Source organism: Neobacillus cucumis, assembly GCF_002860255.1.
GTDB classification, from domain to species: domain Bacteria; phylum Bacillota; class Bacilli; order Bacillales; family Cytobacillaceae; genus Neobacillus; species Neobacillus cucumis_A.
In genome coordinates, this window is sequence record NZ_PGVE01000083.1 from 1 (window position 1) to 16415 (window position 16415).

The following is a 16415-nucleotide window of genomic DNA, read 5'->3' on the forward strand; positions in this document are numbered from 1 at the left end:
AGAGTAGGACGTTGCCAGGCTTTATATGGAGGATTAGCTCAGCTGGGAGAGCATCTGCCTTACAAGCAGAGGGTCGGCGGTTCGATCCCGTCATCCTCCACCATCATTTTTTCACAATAGTGAAATTAATCTTCAATATACGCCGGTTTAGCTCAATTGGTAGAGCAACTGACTTGTAATCAGTAGGTTGGGGGTTCAAGTCCTCTAGCCGGCACCTTTTCATTGTACGAGCCATTAGCTCAGTCGGTAGAGCAACGAGCAACACTTCGATGAATTGACTGCGAGTTGTACACGTCGAGCCGCTTCTTGAATAAGCTTTCTGAGGCGGGGACATCTGACAATGTAATCTTGTTGTAGGGTACTAATTTAGTTTGAGCCATTAGCTCAGTCGGTAGAGCATCTGACTTTTAATCAGAGGGTCGAAGGTTCGAGTCCTTCATGGCTCACCATAGTTTTTTGCGCTAGCAAAATAACTTTCAAATATGCGGGTGTGGCGGAATTGGCAGACGCACCAGACTTAGGATCTGGCGCCGCAAGGCGTGGGGGTTCGACTCCCTTCACCCGCACCATAGTTTTTTGCGCTAGCAAAATAACTTACCATATATGCGGAAGTAGTTCAGTGGTAGAACACCACCTTGCCAAGGTGGGGGTCGCGGGTTCGAATCCCGTCTTCCGCTCCAAAAGTGCCGGGGTGGCGGAACTGGCAGACGCACAGGACTTAAAATCCTGCGGTAGGTGACTACCGTACCGGTTCGATTCCGGTCCTCGGCACCAAGTTTTTTTACGAAGTAAAATAAACAATTTTTGCACTAGCGAAATAACAAACAATTTTATGCGCCCGTAGCTCAATTGGATAGAGCGTCTGACTACGGATCAGAAGGTTATGGGTTCGACTCCTTTCGGGCGCGCCATATTTTACGGGAAGTAGCTCAGCTTGGTAGAGCACTTGGTTTGGGACCAAGGGGTCGCAGGTTCGAATCCTGTCTTCCCGACCATGAACTACTTATACAATATGGGGTCTTAGCTCAGCTGGGAGAGCGCCTGCTTTGCACGCAGGAGGTCAGGGGTTCGATCCCCCTAGACTCCACCAATTTAAATTGTAAAATGGCGGTGTAGCTCAGCTGGCTAGAGCGTACGGTTCATACCCGTAAGGTCGGGGGTTCGATCCCCTCCGCCGCTACCAGTTATAATGATAAATACTTTAACTTGGACCTTTAGCTCAGCTGGTTAGAGCAGACGGCTCATAACCGTCCGGTCGTAGGTTCGAGTCCTACAAGGTCCACCAGTAGCTTAATATTGTATGGAGGAATACCCAAGTCCGGCTGAAGGGATCGGTCTTGAAAACCGACAGGCGGGTTAAACCGCGCGGGGGTTCGAATCCCTCTTCCTCCGCCATATTATCTCATTGGATTAATATCCAAACTTAATACTTTTTATTATCGCGGGGTGGAGCAACGAGCGTTGCTACAATGAATAATCTGCGAGTTGTACCCATCGAGCTTCTGCTTGGATAAGCATACTGAGATGGGGACAGTCAGTAACAAAACATGGAGCATACTCCAAACTTTATACCTTTTATTATCGCGGGGTGGAGCAACGAGCGTTGCTACAATGAATAATCTGCGAGTTGTACCCATCGAGCTTCTGCTTGGATAAGCATACTGAGATGGGGACAGTCAGTAACAAAACATGGAGCATACTCCAAACTTTATATCTTTTATTATCGCGGGGTGGAGCAGTCTGGTAGCTCGTCGGGCTCATAACCCGAAGGTCGCAGGTTCAAATCCTGTCCCCGCAATCCGGTCTGGTAGTTCAGTTGGTTAGAATGCCTGCCTGTCACGCAGGAGGTCGCGGGTTCGAGTCCCGTCCAGACCGCCATATGTTGGCTCAGTAGCTCAGTCGGTAGAGCAAAGGACTGAAAATCCTTGTGTCGGCGGTTCGATTCCGTCCTGAGCCACCATCAATTTGATAATTTAATATGTATGGCGGTTGTGGCGAAGTGGTTAACGCATCGGATTGTGGTTCCGACATTCGTGGGTTCGATTCCCATCAGCCGCCCCATTTTTAAAAAATTTGCGGGTGTAGTTTACTGGTAAAACCTCAGCCTTCCAAGCTGATGTAGTGGGTTCGATTCCCATCACCCGCTCCAAATTATGGGCCTATAGCTCAGCTGGTTAGAGCGCACGCCTGATAAGCGTGAGGTCGATGGTTCGAGTCCATTTAGGCCCACCATAGTTTTTTGCGAAAGCAAAATAACTTACAATTGTTCCGCAGTAGCTCAGTGGTAGAGCTATCGGCTGTTAACCGATCGGTCGTAGGTTCGAGTCCTACCTGCGGAGCCATTTTATTTTATGGGGAAGTACTCAAGTGGCTGAAGAGGCGCCCCTGCTAAGGGTGTAGGTCGGGTAACCGGCGCGAGGGTTCAAATCCCTCCTTCTCCGCCATAAAATAAAGGCCCCTTGGTCAAGCGGTTAAGACACCGCCCTTTCACGGCGGTAACACGGGTTCGAATCCCGTAGGGGTCATATAAAAAAACTGATAACAATTGTTATCAGTTTTTTTGCGTTTTTTCTTATAAATACTTTAAAAATCCCCAGTTGTCTAAGAAAATAATGGACTGGCTTTTGAAACCTATCCTGACTCCTTTTGTACCATTATATAGGGCTTATGAACCACTTTTTCCTCAGAATTCATTATTTTAATATAATTTAATATAAACTCCAATTCGTTAGGAAACATTGATACCGTTTACATTTACCGATTTTTACTTAAATTTTTTACTATGGTTTTTATTATTGAAAAAATAGCTTTTTAACGCTTATCTTTTAAAAAAATTTTAAAAAAGATACTAGATTATTGTCGAATAGTGAAGGGAAATTTGATGTTTAGTGTCGTATGATGTCGGGTATTGATATTTTGTGATGGTATAAATCGAATATTGTCAGAAAAGATAAAAAAGTTTTACGAGGCATATGCACCATTTGCACTTATAATTGGTCAATGAACATACATATTTTCAATGAGATGAGGAGAGCCATGACGGTGAATACACTATTTCCGACAGATTATCAGCTGCATTTGTTTCATGAAGGCAGCTTCTTCCAGAGTCATCAGCTTTTTGGCGCTCATATCTTTAAAGATTCCGATAAAGTCTATACACGATTTTGCGTCTGGGCTCCTAATGCCGTTAAGGTCCGGCTCACGGGAAATTTTAATAACTGGAATGGTGAAGGATATGAACTGCAAAAGGTAAACGATGAAGGAGTCTGGATTGTTGTTATTAATCAAAATCTAGAAGGCTGCATTTATAAGTATGAGATTATTACTTCTACAGGTGAAAAGCTCCTTAAAGCTGACCCGTTTGCATTCTTTTCAGAATTAAGGCCCCACACCGCTTCCATTGTATATTCCTTAAAAGAATATGATTGGCAGGATAGTCACTGGCTGAGTCGTAAAGAAAAAAAGAATGTTTTATCGGATCCAGCAATTATTTATGAAGTCCACGCAGGATCGTGGAAGAAAAAAGAGGATGGCAGTTACTTAACTTACAAGGAACTAGCAGCAGAACTTATCCCTTATGTAATAGAGCATGGGTTTACCCACATAGAATTATTGCCACTCATCGAGCACCCGCTTGATGCCTCATGGGGCTATCAGGGAACAGGGTATTTCTCTTTAACTTCAAGATATGGGACCCCTGATGACTTTAGATACTTTGTGGACCAGTGCCATCAGCAGGGAATCGGTGTCATTCTCGATTGGGTACCAGGACATTTTTGCAAAGATGCCCACGGACTTTATCGATTTGATGGCACACATATTTACTCATACAGCACGGAGTATGATAGAGAAAATGCAGTATGGGGAACAGCTAATTTTGATTTAGGAAAAGGAGAAGTCCAAAGCTTCCTAATTTCAAATGCTTTATTTTGGATCGATTACTTCCATATTGATGGTTTTCGTATGGATGCCGTCGCAAATATCATTTATTGGCCAGATACCACTTACGGAAAGAGAGAAAATCCCTTTGGAATTAATTTCTTAAAAAAATTGAATAAAGAAGTACATGATTTCGATCCTCATTTTCTTATGATTGGGGAAGACTCTACGGAATATCCTCAAGTAACAGCGCCAGTACACTACGGCGGTCTAGGATTTGACTACAAATGGAATATGGGCTGGATGAATGACATGCTTACATATATGGAAACTCCGCCTTATTTCAGATCAAAGGTCCATTCAAAGGTAACGTTTTCACTGTTATATGCTTTTTCTGAGAACTTTATGCTCCCATTTTCACATGATGAAGTGGTTCATGGGAAAAAATCACTGCTAGACAAAATGCCTGGAGAGTATTGGGAAAAGTTTGCCCAGCTGAGGCTGCTGCTTGGCTATATGTTTGCCCATCCTGGAAAAAAATTATTATTCATGGGATTTGAATTAGGCCAATTTGCGGAGTGGAAGGACAAAGAACAACTCGATTGGAATTTACTGGATTATGACATGCACCGCAAATTAAACTCATATGTAAAAGTATTAACTAAATTATATAAACGTTCAAAGGCACTATATGAATTAGACCATTTGCAAGAAGGTTTTGAATGGATTGATGTTAACAACAGTTCCCAATCTGTTTTTTCCTTTATAAGAAAAGGAAAAAAGGAAGAAGATATCCTGATTATCGTCTGCAACTTTACGGGTGTAGAGTATCCAATTTATAAAATTGGCGCGCCCAAAGCAGGCGAATATCGTGAAATTTTTAATAGTGATTACCTCGAGTTCGGTGGGGCGGGATTGATGAATAAGAAGACCATTTTAGCATCTGAAGAGCCTTATCATGGTCAGCCGTTTTCATTCGAGATTACGATTCCCCCGTTCGGGTTTCAAATTATTAGGCCAGTTAAAAAGCGGAAGGAGAGAAAAGGTAATGGTAAAGAAAAAGTGCGTAGCCATGCTGTTAGCAGGAGGGAAAGGTAGCAGACTGAACTCACTAACAAAAGAACTAGCAAAGCCTGCTGTACCTTTTGGGGGGAAATACCGAATTATCGACTTTACATTAAGCAATTGTGCCAATTCTGGCATTGACACTGTTGGGGTTTTAACCCAATACCAACCGCTTTTATTAAATTCTTATATTGGGATAGGCAGCGCCTGGGACCTTGATCGCAAAGACGGTGGTGTAACAGTTCTGCCTCCATATGCCGAGTCTTCAGAGGTTAAATGGTATACCGGAACCGCTAGTGCCATTTTTCAAAATTTAAATTATTTAAAGCAATACCAGCCGGAATACGTTTTAATCCTTTCAGGTGACCATATTTATAAAATGAACTATGAAAGTATGCTTGACTACCATATCGAAAAAAGGGCTGATGCTACGATTTCCTTAATAGAGGTTCCATGGGCTGAAGCGAGCCGTTTTGGTATTATGAATACCAACGAAGAAATGAGAATTACGGAATTTGAAGAAAAGCCAATCAATCCAAAAAATAACCTAGCCTCCATGGGTATTTATATTTTTAACTGGAATATACTGAAGGAATATTTAGAGATGGATGACCGCGAACCAAATTCCAGTCATGATTTTGGGAAAGACATCATCCCGATGCTCTTAGATGAACATAAAAAATTGTATGCTTATCCGTTTAAAGGTTACTGGAAGGACGTTGGTACTGTACAAAGTTTGTGGGAAGCCAATATGGATCTACTAGGAGAAGATTGTGAATTGGATTTATTCGATAATGATTGGAGAATCTATTCTGTTAACCCGAACCAGCCTCCGCAATATATCTCTCCAGATGCTATTGTAAGAGAGTCCCTGATAAATGAGGGCTGTACAATTGAAGGAAATATAGATAAATCTGTGTTATTCCAAGGCGTAACAGTAGGGAAAAACTCTATTATTAAAGAGTCCGTCATTATGCCTGATGCTGATATTGGTAATAATTGTTTAATAGAAAAAGCAATTATACCTGGAGATGTTAAAATACCGGACGGGACAGTGATTCGCTCCTTGGATGATGAGATCATACTCGTAACTGAAGAAATGTTAAACGAACTTTATCCAGCAATATAGAAAAAAGGATGGATATTTAAATAGAAAAGCAGGAGGGAATATGGAGTGAAAAGAAAGTTATTAGGTGTTATTGATGCTACAATCTACCACGAAGATTTAGAGGATTTACTGGTTCACCGCCCACTCGCAGCACTGCCATTTGGAGGCCGCTACCGTATTATTGATTTTGTTCTTTCCAATATGGTTAACTCAGGAATTCGCAGTGTGGCGATTTTTCCAAAGATGCAATACCGTTCCCTCATGGATCATTTAGGTTCGGGGAAAAACTGGGATTTGAATCGCAAAAGAGATGGTCTTTTCTTCTTCCCATCCCCGATTGTTGATAGTGATGAAAATAAAGTTGGATCGTTCGAACATTTTGCTGCTAATATCGATTATTTTTACCGAAGCACACAGGAGTATGCCATTATCTCAAACTGTAATACCATTAGTAATATGGAATTCCGACCAATTTTAGAATGGCACAATGAGGCAAAGTGCGATATTACAGAAATCCGTCACCAGGACGGACGTTCAATGGAAATGTATTTAATTAAAACATCGCTGCTTATCAATTTGATAGAAACAAGACATGAGACAGGTTACACCTGTATGAAGGATGTTGTTACTGATCTTTCTGAAAAGTATTCGATTTGTCATTACGAATATAAGGGGTATGCCGTAATAATAGATTCAATAGACAGCTATTTCTCTACCAGTATGAAATTGCTCGATCCACAAATATGGAAGCAATTATTCTTAAAAGACCAGCCGATTATTACAAAGGTTAAGGACGAACCACCAACTAAGTATATCAAAGAGTCCATTGTCAAAAATGCAATGATAGCAAACGGATGTCATATTAGTGGGACAGTTGAAAACAGTATTGTTGCTCGAGGAGTAAAGATTGGCAAAGGTGCAGTGATAAAGAACTGTATTATTATGCAAAAGTGTCAAATCGAGGAAAACTGTCATTTAGATTCCGTTATTTTAGATAAGGATGTAAGGGTAGAAGCAGGTACATATTTAGTAGGTACAGCACATGCCCCATACGTTATTCGTAAAGGAACGAAACAAGGAGCGCTGATGAACTCGTGAAAATCTTATTTGCTGTATCGGAATGTGGCCCATTCGCAAAATCTGGGGGACTTGCTGATGTTGCCGGGTCACTTCCAAAAGAACTAAAGAGCCTTGGTACGGATGTAAGGGTAATCCTTCCGAAATATGGAACTATTTCTGAAAAATATAAACAAAAAATGAAAAAAATCAAGGAATTTACTGTTTCCGTAGGTTGGAGAAATCAATATTGTGGTATTGAGGAGCTTACCCATCAAGGGATCACCTATTATTTCGTTGATAACGAATACTATTTTAAACGTGAGGGATTATACGGTTATTTTGATGATGGTGAAAGATTTGCCTATTTAAATCGGGCTATCCTTGAGGCAATAGCTGAACTTGACTTTTATCCGGATGTACTGCACTGCCATGATTGGCATACAGCGATGATTCCTTACCTCTTAAGAACAGAGTACTTTAAACGTAAAGGCTATGGTCTAATTCGCACAGTATTTACAATCCATAATTTGCAATTCCAAGGGATTTTTCCAAAAGGGGTATTAGGGGATTTATTAGGCTTGGATTATCAATCCTTCCAATCGGGACATTTAGAGTTTTTTGGGAATGTGAATTTTATGAAGGGCGGTCTTGTTGCAGCAGACAAGATTACGACTGTGAGTCCAACTTATAAAGAGGAAATTCAAACCCCGACTTTCGGTGAGAAACTAGATGGACTATTAAGGGCAAGAAAAGAGGACCTCATCGGAATATTAAATGGTATTGATGAAGAGTTTTATAATCCAGTAATCGATCCATTAATCTATCAAAACTATAAAGTTGGCACGTATACCAATAAGACAATTAACAAGAAAGAAATTCAAAAACAATTTGACTTGCCACAGAATCCTGAAACACCATTACTTGTTATGATTACAAGGTTGACCAAACAAAAAGGGCTTGATTTAGTTAGACATGTGCTCCGTGAAATTTTGCAGGAAGAGGTTCAGGTGATCATACTTGGAACTGGAGATTATGAGTATGAAGAATATTTCCGTCAAGCTGCCCGGGTATATCCTGATAAATTAAAGGTCTATACTGGTTTTAGTGAGGAACTGGCTCACAAGCTTTACGCTGCAGCTGACTTGTTTTTAATGCCTTCTCAATTTGAACCATGTGGTCTAGGGCAGATGATTGCCATGAGATATGGTGCTATACCTATCGTTCGTGAGACAGGGGGCTTAAATGATACTGTCAAGGCATATAATGAATATACAGGCAGGGGGAATGGCTTCTCTTTCCAAAACTTTAATGCCCATGACATGCTTTATACTATTCAACGAGCCCTAAGCTTCTATCAGGATAAACCAGTTTGGGAATCGATCGTTAAGCAGGCGATGGAAAAGGACTATAGCTGGGCACAATCAGCATTTAGTTATAGCCAGCTTTATGCAGAGCTCGTCTCAAGGAGTGAAACTCATGTTTTCTAATAAAGCTAGTTTTAAGAATAACTTTCTTAAAAGACTTGAAATGTTATGTGGAAAGAGTTTTTCTGAAAGTTCTGCCCGGGATCAGTATCAGACCTTGGGCAGTATGATTCGGGAGTTTGTAAGTAATGATTGGATTGAGACGAATGAGCGATATCTTGCAGCCCAGGGGAAGCAGGTTTACTATCTCTCTATTGAATATTTATTAGGTAAGTTATTAAGGCAGAATTTAATTAATTTAGGTGTAGAGGAAACGGTTCAGGCAGGACTTAAAGAATTAGGGATTGACCTGGATGAGCTCGAGGAATTAGAAAGTGATGCAGGACTAGGAAACGGCGGCTTAGGAAGGTTAGCCGCCTGTTTTCTGGATTCCCTTGCATCGCTTAATTTGCCGGGACATGGACATGGTATCCGATATAAGCATGGACTGTTTGAGCAGAAAATAGTAGATGGTTACCAGGTTGAACTTCCGGAGCAATGGCTTAGAAGCGGTAATGTCTGGGAAATTCGTAAATTGGACAGTGCTGTGAAAGTTCCGTTCTGGGGGAAAGTCGAAGCAAAGATGGAGGATGGGAGGCTTGTCTTTCACCATCTTAATGTTGAAACGGTTACAGCAGTTCCTCATGATATGCCGGTTATCGGATATAAAACACAAACGGTTAATACATTAAGGCTATGGAATGCTGAGCCAACTCAATTTCCGATTCATGCAGATGTATTAAAATATAAACGTGAAACAGAATCAATTTCCGAATTTTTATATCCGGATGATACCCATGATGAGGGGAAAATTTTAAGATTGAAGCAGCAATACTTTTTAGTATCCGCAAGTATTCAATCCATTTTAAAAACGTACCGAAAACAACATGCTAGTTTAAATCAACTGAATGAACATGTATGTATCCATATCAATGATACCCACCCTGTATTAGCTATTCCTGAACTCATGAGGATTTTAATAGACGAGGAAGGGTATGAATGGGAGCAGGCATGGCATATAACGAAGAATACTATCTCATATACCAATCATACCACATTATCAGAGGCTCTTGAGAAATGGCCGATTCATATTTTTCAACCATTACTCCCTAGAATCTATATGATTGTTGAAGAAATCAATGAGCGTTTTTGCCGTGAACTTTGGGAACAAACCCCTGGTGATTGGAAAAGAATTAGTGATTTAGCCATCATAGCGGATAATTTCGTTAAAATGGCACATCTAGCTATTGTTGGAAGCTTTAGTGTTAATGGAGTGGCAAAGCTGCATACCGAAATTCTAAAGAAGCGGGAAATGAATCAATTCTATCAACTCTACCCGGAGAAATTTAATAATAAAACAAACGGTATCGCTTACCGCCGCTGGCTGTTGAAAGCAAACCCCAAATTATCATCCCTTATAACAGATGCAATTGGGCCTTCTTGGATGTCATCTGCCGAGGAGCTAACTCATTTGCTTAACTTTCAAAATGATTCAACCTTCTTAGATCAGCTTTTAAAGATAAAAAATGATAATAAACAAAGGCTCGCGGATATTATTCTAGATAAGACCGGTGTTAAAGTGGACACTGGGGCGATTTTTGATGTACAGGTTAAACGGCTGCATGCATACAAGCGTCAGCTGTTAAATGTGTTACATATCATGCACCTATATAACAGAATTAAAGAGGATCCTAGTTATTCCATTGTCCCAAGGGTGTTTATTTTTGGAGCTAAGGCTTCTCCTGGTTATTATTATGCAAAAAAGATTATAAAACTTATTAATACTGTTGCTGAACAAATTAATAATGACCCGAGGGTTGGGGATAAAATAAAGGTGGTTTTCCTTGAAAATTATCGAGTTTCATTAGCTGAAAAAATTTTCCCAGCCTCAGATGTAAGTGAGCAAATTTCTACTGCAAGTAAAGAAGCCTCGGGTACAGGTAATATGAAATTTATGATTAACGGTGCCCTAACAGTTGGCACTCTCGATGGGGCAAATATTGAAATTAAGGAATTAGTCGGCCCATCAAATATCTTTACTTTTGGTTTAACGGCAGACGAAGTCCTTCACTATTATCAGCATGGGGGCTACCAATCCAGAGAGTATTATCATCATGACTATCGAATCCGTCAGGCGGTTGACCAACTTGTAAATGGATTCTTTGCTGGTGTTAATAACGAGTTTGAACCAATATTTGATTCCTTGCTGGAGGAAAACGATCAATATTTTGTCTTAAAAGATTTCGCCTCTTATGCAAAAATACAGGAGCAAATTGGTGAAACATTTACAGACAAAGCTCAATGGCAGAAGATGAGTTTAACCAATATTGCTCAAGCCGGCTATTTTTCAAGCGATCGAACCATTAGAGAATACGCGGACGATATCTGGGGAATTAAGTCCCTAAAATAAATGCCGTGTAAAAGGTCATTTGTTGATTTGGTAACGATGTTGATTGGAGTGGAAGGAGCGAGACTCCTGCTCCGTACTCCCGCAGAAAGCGAAGCTCCTGGAGCGGAAATCAACATCCAGGTTTAACCTGCCTAAATTAGAAAAAGCTTCTGTCGTGAGACAGAAGCTTTTCTTTATGAAAAGAAATTACCAATAAAGATCCCAATCGCAAGTAAGAACCCAAAAATAGTATTGGTTTGTGCGGTTGCGATCATGGCAGGTGCCATTTTTAGCGGTACATTATTTTCAATAAATCCTTTTATTGCTTTAATTGGTTTTGGAACACTTAAAATGACAATGGCTGTCCACAATGGAGCAATACCACTGATAATAAGTCCCAAAATCCAAACATATGAAAAAGTAAACATAATTGCTAATAAATAAATAGCCTTCTTTTTACCTAATAAAATGGCTACGGTTTTACGGCCATTTTCTTTATCACCATCAAGATCACGGATGTTATTGGACAGCATAATCATACCAACTAAAACCATACTAGGCACGGATAAAAGAATACTTGAACTATCTACTGTACCAGTTTGAATAAAGAAGGAGATTAAAATAATCAGCATCCCCATGAAAAATCCAGAAAGAATTTCTCCGAAAGGTGTGTAGGCAATAGGAACAGGGCCTCCGGTATAAAAATACCCAACCGCCATACATACAATGCCCACAACGGCTAACCACCAGCTGCTATTCGCACAAATATATACTCCTAACAATAAGGAAATCAAATAAAAACTAAAAGCAAGATTAAGAACCGTTTTTGGCTTGATTCCATCTCGGACAATGGTTCCGCCAATTCCGACTGATTCTTCAGTATCTAATCCCCTTTTGTAATCAAAGTATTCATTAAACATATTGGTTGCCGCTTGAATTAACATGCTTGCAATCAGCATAGCGATAAATAGACCAATGTGAACATGTCCGTTTTTAAGAGCTAAAGCTGTCCCAAGTAAAACTGGTACGAAAGATGCCGTTAAAGTATGAGGACGGGTCATTTTCCACCAGACCTGGAATCCACGGTTTGCTTCAATCGGCTGTTTTGAGTTTTTCTGTATATTTGACTCCATACAGTTCTCCCCCTTTTTATCATTTTCTCTCTATATATTAAGGTTATAAGCCTTTAAGGTTGTATTCCCAAACCTTAGTGTATGGAATTCCATGTAGAGTGTCAATTAATTTTTGTTTTCAAAAATAGAAGATAATCCCTGTCCGGTTATTCTCTGCTTTTCCGTGGAAAACTGAAAGTATAAAAACCGCTCAACAACCTTCTTTAAGCGTTTTGATATATAATAAGGAATAAAGTTGGCAAGTAGTGACAAGTATTGTTGACTTAATCACAATGGGAGTAGTATCTTAGAATAGGCTTTAAGATGAATGGATAACAGTCATTTCGGCTGTTTTGGAGGGATTTGTTTGATTACCATTCAAGAAACAGAAATAAGAGAAAGGGGTCTTTTAGGAGTTAATCGGGCTAGAGAATTAGGCCGGCCTATTTTAATGAGTGAAGTTCATAAAATGGACACGACTAATCCACTATCCTTTTTTAATGCTGGAGGAGACCGCTATTTCGGGGAACGTTTTTTTTGGAAAGATCCGGCGAGCGAGATGGTTCTAATAGGACTGGGAATTTCAAAGCAAATTCAATCGGATCAGGCTGCTGACCGCTTTTTTCATGTTGAAAAAGAATGGAGAAGCTTTTTAAAGGACAGTTTCATTTTTAATCAATATAAAGTTGATGGTGTTGGACCGCTGATGTTTGGAGGTTTTTCCTTTGATCCTTTTAAAGAGAAAACAGAGCTTTGGTCCAAATTTGCAGATTCTCTATTTCACATACCTAAATTTTTATTGAGTATTGTTCATGGGGAAACCTATTTAACAACCAATATTATCTTCACATCAAATGATGATATATCATTATATAGCAAAATTATGGAAGAAAGAAATCAGCTGCTGCTTTCATTACGAAACCAAATAAATTTAAAAACTCCTTTAATAAATAGTAAGGTTGAAGTTTTTCCTGAACGATGGAAGCAAACGGTTGAAGGTGTTGTGAAGGAATTAACAAAGGGTCCTTTAAAGAAAGTGGTACTGGCTCGTGAGCTAAGACTTGTCTTTACTTCACAGGTTGAAGCGGAAGCAGTTCTTGAAAGTCTTTACCAACAGCAGCCAGCAAGCTATATTTTTGCATTTGAATCGCATGGAGATTGCTTTATTGGGGCCTCACCTGAGCGGCTTATAAAGAAGCAAGGGCCTGAAGTCTATTCAACCTGTTTGGCAGGGTCTATTTCACGTGGTAAAACAGAGGAAGAAGACCAAATCCTAGGACAAACACTTTTAACGGACCAAAAAAATCTGATCGAACACGGTTTTGTGGTTGAAATGATTAAGGAAGCATTAGAGCAATCATGTGAAGAGGTTATTCTGCCGAAGAAACCTCAGTTAATGAAAATGAGAGATATTCAACATCTCTATACACCCGTAATTGGAAAATGTGGCCCCAACACATCTCTTTTATTACTTGTAGAGAAACTCCATCCAACTCCTGCTCTTGGCGGCCTGCCCCAAAATTTAGCTGTAGAAAAAATTAGAGAAGTAGAAGTACTGGACCGGGGCTTATTCGGAGGCCCGCTCGGCTGGGTGGATTATCAGCAAAATGGTGAGTTCGCAGTAGCGATTCGCTCAGGACTTATTCAAGGCAAAGAAGCTTCCTTGTTTGCCGGGTGTGGAGTGGTATCCGATTCTAAATCTGAAGAGGAGTATTTGGAAACAGCTTTAAAGTTTAGACCAATGCTTCGGGCTCTTGGAGGAAAATAATTATGAATCATCAAGAATCATTAACAGCTTATATTGCAGCGTTTGTTGCAGAACTTGTTTTAACGGGTGTTACAGATGTGGTAGTAAGCCCTGGTTCTAGGTCCACTCCAATGGCAATGGTCATGGCGGAACACCCGGATTTAAATGTTCATATTCATGTAGATGAACGTTCTGCAGCTTTCTTTGGCTTAGGTATTGCAAAGGCTAAAAATAAACCGGTTGCCATTTTGTGTACTTCAGGTACAGCAGCGGCGAATTATTTTCCTGCCATTGTGGAGGCAAAATATTCACGTGTTCCGCTTTTGATCCTAACAGCAGACAGACCTCATGAACTAAGAGAAGTAGGGGCGCCGCAGGCGATCGATCAGCTTCATTTATATGGCCATCACGTGAAATGGTTTGCAGACATGGCTCTCCCGGAAAAAAGCAATGAAATGATCCGTTATGCGAGAACGATTTGTGCCCGTGCAGCAGCTATTGCAACCCAGACACCGGCTGGACCAGTTCATTTGAACTTTCCTTTTCGTGAACCGCTTATTCCAAAAATGGATAAAACTCTCTTTGAACTTTCTGAACGTCCCAAAGGATATGTTAAGGTCCATAATAGCCACTTAGATGTTAGGGACGAAGTGTTTAAAGAAATAGCAGAGTTTTTGAATGAAAAAGAAAAGGGGATTATTGTTTGCGGTAATATTTCGGATGAGAAGTTTGCGAAAGCGGTCACATCACTTGCTGACAGATTAAATTATCCCATTTTAGCGGACCCGTTATCGCAATTACGAAGCGGTGAACATGAATTAGAAGATATTATCGAAGCGTATGATACCTTTTTAAGAAATAAGGATGCCAAGACTTTTCTAAAGCCTGATGTTGTTTTAAGATTTGGGGCGATGCCTGTTTCTAAAGCTCTAACCATATTTTTGAAAGAAAATCATTTGGCTGATCAATTTGTAGTGGATGGTGGCGGTGGCTGGCGTGACCCTTCAGCATTATCTACTAACATGATCTTTTGCAATGAAACCATTTTTTGTGAAAAATTATTAACCTATTTAGACACTAACACGTCTCCAAGGTTTTTAGAGGATTGGAAAAAGATCAATCAGTTAACCAAAGAAAATATGACAGTTATCCGTGATGTAACGGAATTGAGCGAAGGAAAGTTGTTTAATCAATTAGCAGACTTGTTGCCTGAAGAATCTACTCTATTTGTAGGTAACAGTATGCCTATTAGGGATTTAGATAGCTTTTTCTTAAGTAATAATAAATCAATTAAATTGATGGCCAATCGAGGGGCAAATGGGATTGATGGTACCGTTTCGACGGCAATAGGTGCTGCTGTTTATACAAGGTCTTTATATTTGGTTTTAGGTGATTTAACCTTCTTCCATGACTTAAACGGTTTGATTGCGGCCAAGCTTTATAATATTGATATTCAAATTATTGTGATTAACAATAATGGAGGCGGAATTTTCTCCTTCCTTCCACAATCCGAACATCCTAAACATTTTGAACTACTATTTGGCACACCGTTAAATATTGACTTCGAGCATGCAGTTAAAATGTTTAATGGCCAATACACCAAAATAATTGATTGGGATCACCTTGGAACTTTATTGGAGCAGAGCAAGAATCAAAAGGGTATTCATGTGTATGAAATTAATACAAATAGAGACAGAAATCGTGATGAACATCGTGATTTTTGGCTTTCTGTTTCCCGGGAAATATCTAATCTTGTCAATGAGGCGAAAGGATGATTGTTGTTATCGACGGAATTCGCTATCATGTGAAGATTTGTGGCGATGGGATTCCGCTTGTTTTACTCCATGGCTTTACAGGGGATGCATCCACGTGGTCATCCTTTTTTGAAGAATGGAGCAGGCACTCGAGGTTAATTGTCCCAGATATTATTGGGCATGGGAAATCGGATTCTCCTGAAGAGCTGAAACATTATCAAATTGAATCTATGGCGGACAGCTTAAATATCATTCTTGACCAAATTGGTGTGAACCAAATAGACTTGCTTGGCTATTCGATGGGGGGCAGACTTGCGTTAACATTTGCCTTGCTTTATCCAAACCGGGTCCGTAGGTTAATCTTGGAAAGCACCTCACCTGGTCTTCAAACAGAGAGCGAAAGAGAACTTCGCTGTATGAACGACGCAAAACTTGCAAAATTTATAATAGACAAGGGAATGACGTCTTTTGTTGATTATTGGGAGAACATTCCTCTGTTTTTTAGTATGAAAAAACTTCCCGCATCAGTACAGAAAAAAATAAGAGAACAGCGATTAAGCAATTCTCCTCAAGGCCTCTCCAATAGTTTACTTGGGATGGGGACCGGGTCTCAGCCATCTTGTTGGGATCGTCTAGACCAATTAAACAGTGATGTTTTGATTCTAACGGGTCAGGAAGACCTGAAGTTTTGTCAGATTGCTGAAAAAATGGTACTTAGATTAAAAAAAGTCAAATGGATGGTCGTTAAAAATTGTGGACATGCAATTCACGTGGAAGAACCAGAAAAGTTTGGTACAATAGTAAGTGACTTTTTGTCAACTGAAGAATAAAGGAGGAGA

General features: G+C 40.0%; 9 protein-coding genes and 21 tRNA genes. 29 read left to right on the forward strand and 1 reads right to left on the reverse strand.

Features of this window, described 5'->3' with window-relative positions:
- Positions 1 to 27: 27 nt before the first annotated feature.
- From CVD27_RS21840 to CVD27_RS21965, 26 genes are all read left to right on the forward strand, one after another.
- Positions 28 to 103, forward strand: a tRNA-Val gene (locus tag CVD27_RS21840).
- Positions 104 to 141: 38 nt separating this feature from the next.
- A tRNA-Thr gene (locus CVD27_RS21845) sits at positions 142 to 214 on the forward strand.
- A 159-nt stretch (positions 215 to 373) separates the two neighbouring features.
- Positions 374 to 449, forward strand: a tRNA-Lys gene (locus CVD27_RS21850).
- A gap of 35 nt (positions 450 to 484) precedes the next feature.
- A tRNA-Leu gene (locus tag CVD27_RS21855) sits at positions 485 to 569 on the forward strand.
- A gap of 36 nt (positions 570 to 605) precedes the next feature.
- Positions 606 to 680, forward strand: a tRNA-Gly gene (locus tag CVD27_RS21860).
- Between the two features lie 5 nt (positions 681 to 685).
- A tRNA-Leu gene (locus CVD27_RS21865) sits at positions 686 to 774 on the forward strand.
- A 60-nt stretch (positions 775 to 834) separates the two neighbouring features.
- Positions 835 to 911, forward strand: a tRNA-Arg gene (locus CVD27_RS21870).
- A 7-nt stretch (positions 912 to 918) separates the two neighbouring features.
- A tRNA-Pro gene (locus CVD27_RS21875) sits at positions 919 to 995 on the forward strand.
- 19 nt (positions 996 to 1014) lie between these two features.
- A tRNA-Ala gene (locus tag CVD27_RS21880) sits at positions 1015 to 1090 on the forward strand.
- Between the two features lie 16 nt (positions 1091 to 1106).
- Positions 1107 to 1183: transfer RNA gene (locus CVD27_RS21885), tRNA-Met, on the forward strand.
- A 25-nt stretch (positions 1184 to 1208) separates the two neighbouring features.
- A tRNA-Ile gene (locus CVD27_RS21890) sits at positions 1209 to 1285 on the forward strand.
- A 17-nt stretch (positions 1286 to 1302) separates the two neighbouring features.
- A tRNA-Ser gene (locus CVD27_RS21895) sits at positions 1303 to 1395 on the forward strand.
- Between the two features lie 329 nt (positions 1396 to 1724).
- Positions 1725 to 1798, forward strand: a tRNA-Met gene (locus CVD27_RS21900).
- A gap of 3 nt (positions 1799 to 1801) precedes the next feature.
- A tRNA-Asp gene (locus CVD27_RS21905) sits at positions 1802 to 1878 on the forward strand.
- A gap of 6 nt (positions 1879 to 1884) precedes the next feature.
- Positions 1885 to 1960 (forward strand) — tRNA-Phe (locus tag CVD27_RS21910).
- Between the two features lie 25 nt (positions 1961 to 1985).
- Positions 1986 to 2061 (forward strand) — tRNA-His (locus CVD27_RS21915).
- A 14-nt stretch (positions 2062 to 2075) separates the two neighbouring features.
- Positions 2076 to 2149: transfer RNA gene (locus CVD27_RS21920), tRNA-Gly, on the forward strand.
- Positions 2150 to 2155: 6 nt separating this feature from the next.
- Positions 2156 to 2232: transfer RNA gene (locus CVD27_RS21925), tRNA-Ile, on the forward strand.
- Positions 2233 to 2267: 35 nt separating this feature from the next.
- Positions 2268 to 2342 (forward strand) — tRNA-Asn (locus tag CVD27_RS21930).
- A gap of 11 nt (positions 2343 to 2353) precedes the next feature.
- Positions 2354 to 2444: transfer RNA gene (locus CVD27_RS21935), tRNA-Ser, on the forward strand.
- 9 nt (positions 2445 to 2453) lie between these two features.
- Positions 2454 to 2525: transfer RNA gene (locus CVD27_RS21940), tRNA-Glu, on the forward strand.
- 511 nt (positions 2526 to 3036) lie between these two features.
- Positions 3037 to 4977, forward strand: a complete 1941-nt coding sequence (gene glgB / locus CVD27_RS21945; RefSeq protein WP_101650450.1) for a 1,4-alpha-glucan branching protein GlgB — start codon at positions 3037 to 3039, stop codon at positions 4975 to 4977.
- Positions 4928 to 6073: a glucose-1-phosphate adenylyltransferase gene (locus CVD27_RS21950; RefSeq protein WP_101650452.1), complete on the forward strand. Its 1146-nt coding sequence runs from the start codon at positions 4928 to 4930 to the stop codon at positions 6071 to 6073. Before glgB ends, CVD27_RS21950 begins: the two co-directional genes overlap by 50 nt.
- A 45-nt stretch (positions 6074 to 6118) precedes the next feature.
- Positions 6119 to 7150 carry a sugar phosphate nucleotidyltransferase gene (locus CVD27_RS21955; protein ID WP_101650454.1) on the forward strand — a complete coding sequence of 344 codons (1032 nt, stop codon included), beginning with the start codon at positions 6119 to 6121 and terminating at the stop codon, positions 7148 to 7150.
- Positions 7147 to 8598, forward strand: a complete 1452-nt coding sequence (gene glgA, locus CVD27_RS21960; RefSeq protein WP_101650456.1) for a glycogen synthase GlgA — start codon at positions 7147 to 7149, stop codon at positions 8596 to 8598. Before CVD27_RS21955 ends, glgA begins: the two co-directional genes overlap by 4 nt.
- On the forward strand, positions 8588 to 10984 hold the full coding sequence (locus CVD27_RS21965) for a glycogen/starch/alpha-glucan phosphorylase (RefSeq protein WP_101650458.1): 2397 nt from the start codon (positions 8588 to 8590) through the stop codon (positions 10982 to 10984). Before glgA ends, CVD27_RS21965 begins: the two co-directional genes overlap by 11 nt.
- 173 nt (positions 10985 to 11157) lie before the next feature.
- Here the strand turns inward: CVD27_RS21965 and CVD27_RS21970 are convergent, their stop codons facing one another.
- On the reverse strand, positions 11158 to 12096 hold the full coding sequence (locus CVD27_RS21970; protein ID WP_101650460.1) for a 1,4-dihydroxy-2-naphthoate polyprenyltransferase: 939 nt from the start codon (positions 12094 to 12096) through the stop codon (positions 11158 to 11160).
- Between the two features lie 346 nt (positions 12097 to 12442).
- On the opposite strand from CVD27_RS21970, the gene CVD27_RS21975 reads away from it, so the two are divergent.
- Genes CVD27_RS21975 through menH form a run of 3 tightly spaced genes read left to right on the forward strand, consistent with a single transcriptional unit; the run spans position 12443 to position 16406 of the window.
- Positions 12443 to 13843: an isochorismate synthase gene (locus tag CVD27_RS21975; protein WP_101650462.1), complete on the forward strand. Its 1401-nt coding sequence runs from the start codon at positions 12443 to 12445 to the stop codon at positions 13841 to 13843.
- 2 nt (positions 13844 to 13845) lie between these two features.
- Positions 13846 to 15597, forward strand: a complete 1752-nt coding sequence (gene menD / locus CVD27_RS21980) for a 2-succinyl-5-enolpyruvyl-6-hydroxy-3-cyclohexene-1-carboxylic-acid synthase (RefSeq protein ID WP_101650464.1) — start codon at positions 13846 to 13848, stop codon at positions 15595 to 15597.
- Positions 15594 to 16406, forward strand: a complete 813-nt coding sequence (gene menH / locus CVD27_RS21985; RefSeq protein WP_101650466.1) for a 2-succinyl-6-hydroxy-2,4-cyclohexadiene-1-carboxylate synthase — start codon at positions 15594 to 15596, stop codon at positions 16404 to 16406. The genes menD and menH overlap by 4 nt, the downstream gene beginning before the upstream one ends.
- Positions 16407 to 16415 lie beyond the last annotated feature (9 nt).

Coding starts and splice junctions, on each gene's coding strand:
- glgB (WP_101650450.1), top strand. CDS start 3,037: ATGACGGTGAATACACTATTTCCGACAGATTATCAGCTGCATTTGTTT.
- CVD27_RS21950 (WP_101650452.1), top strand. CDS start 4,928: ATGGTAAAGAAAAAGTGCGTAGCCATGCTGTTAGCAGGAGGGAAAGGT.
- CVD27_RS21965 (WP_101650458.1), top strand. CDS start 8,588: ATGTTTTCTAATAAAGCTAGTTTTAAGAATAACTTTCTTAAAAGACTT.
- CVD27_RS21970 (WP_101650460.1), bottom strand. CDS start 12,096: ATGGAGTCAAATATACAGAAAAACTCAAAACAGCCGATTGAAGCAAAC.
- menD (WP_101650464.1), top strand. CDS start 13,846: ATGAATCATCAAGAATCATTAACAGCTTATATTGCAGCGTTTGTTGCA.
- menH (WP_101650466.1), top strand. CDS start 15,594: ATGATTGTTGTTATCGACGGAATTCGCTATCATGTGAAGATTTGTGGC.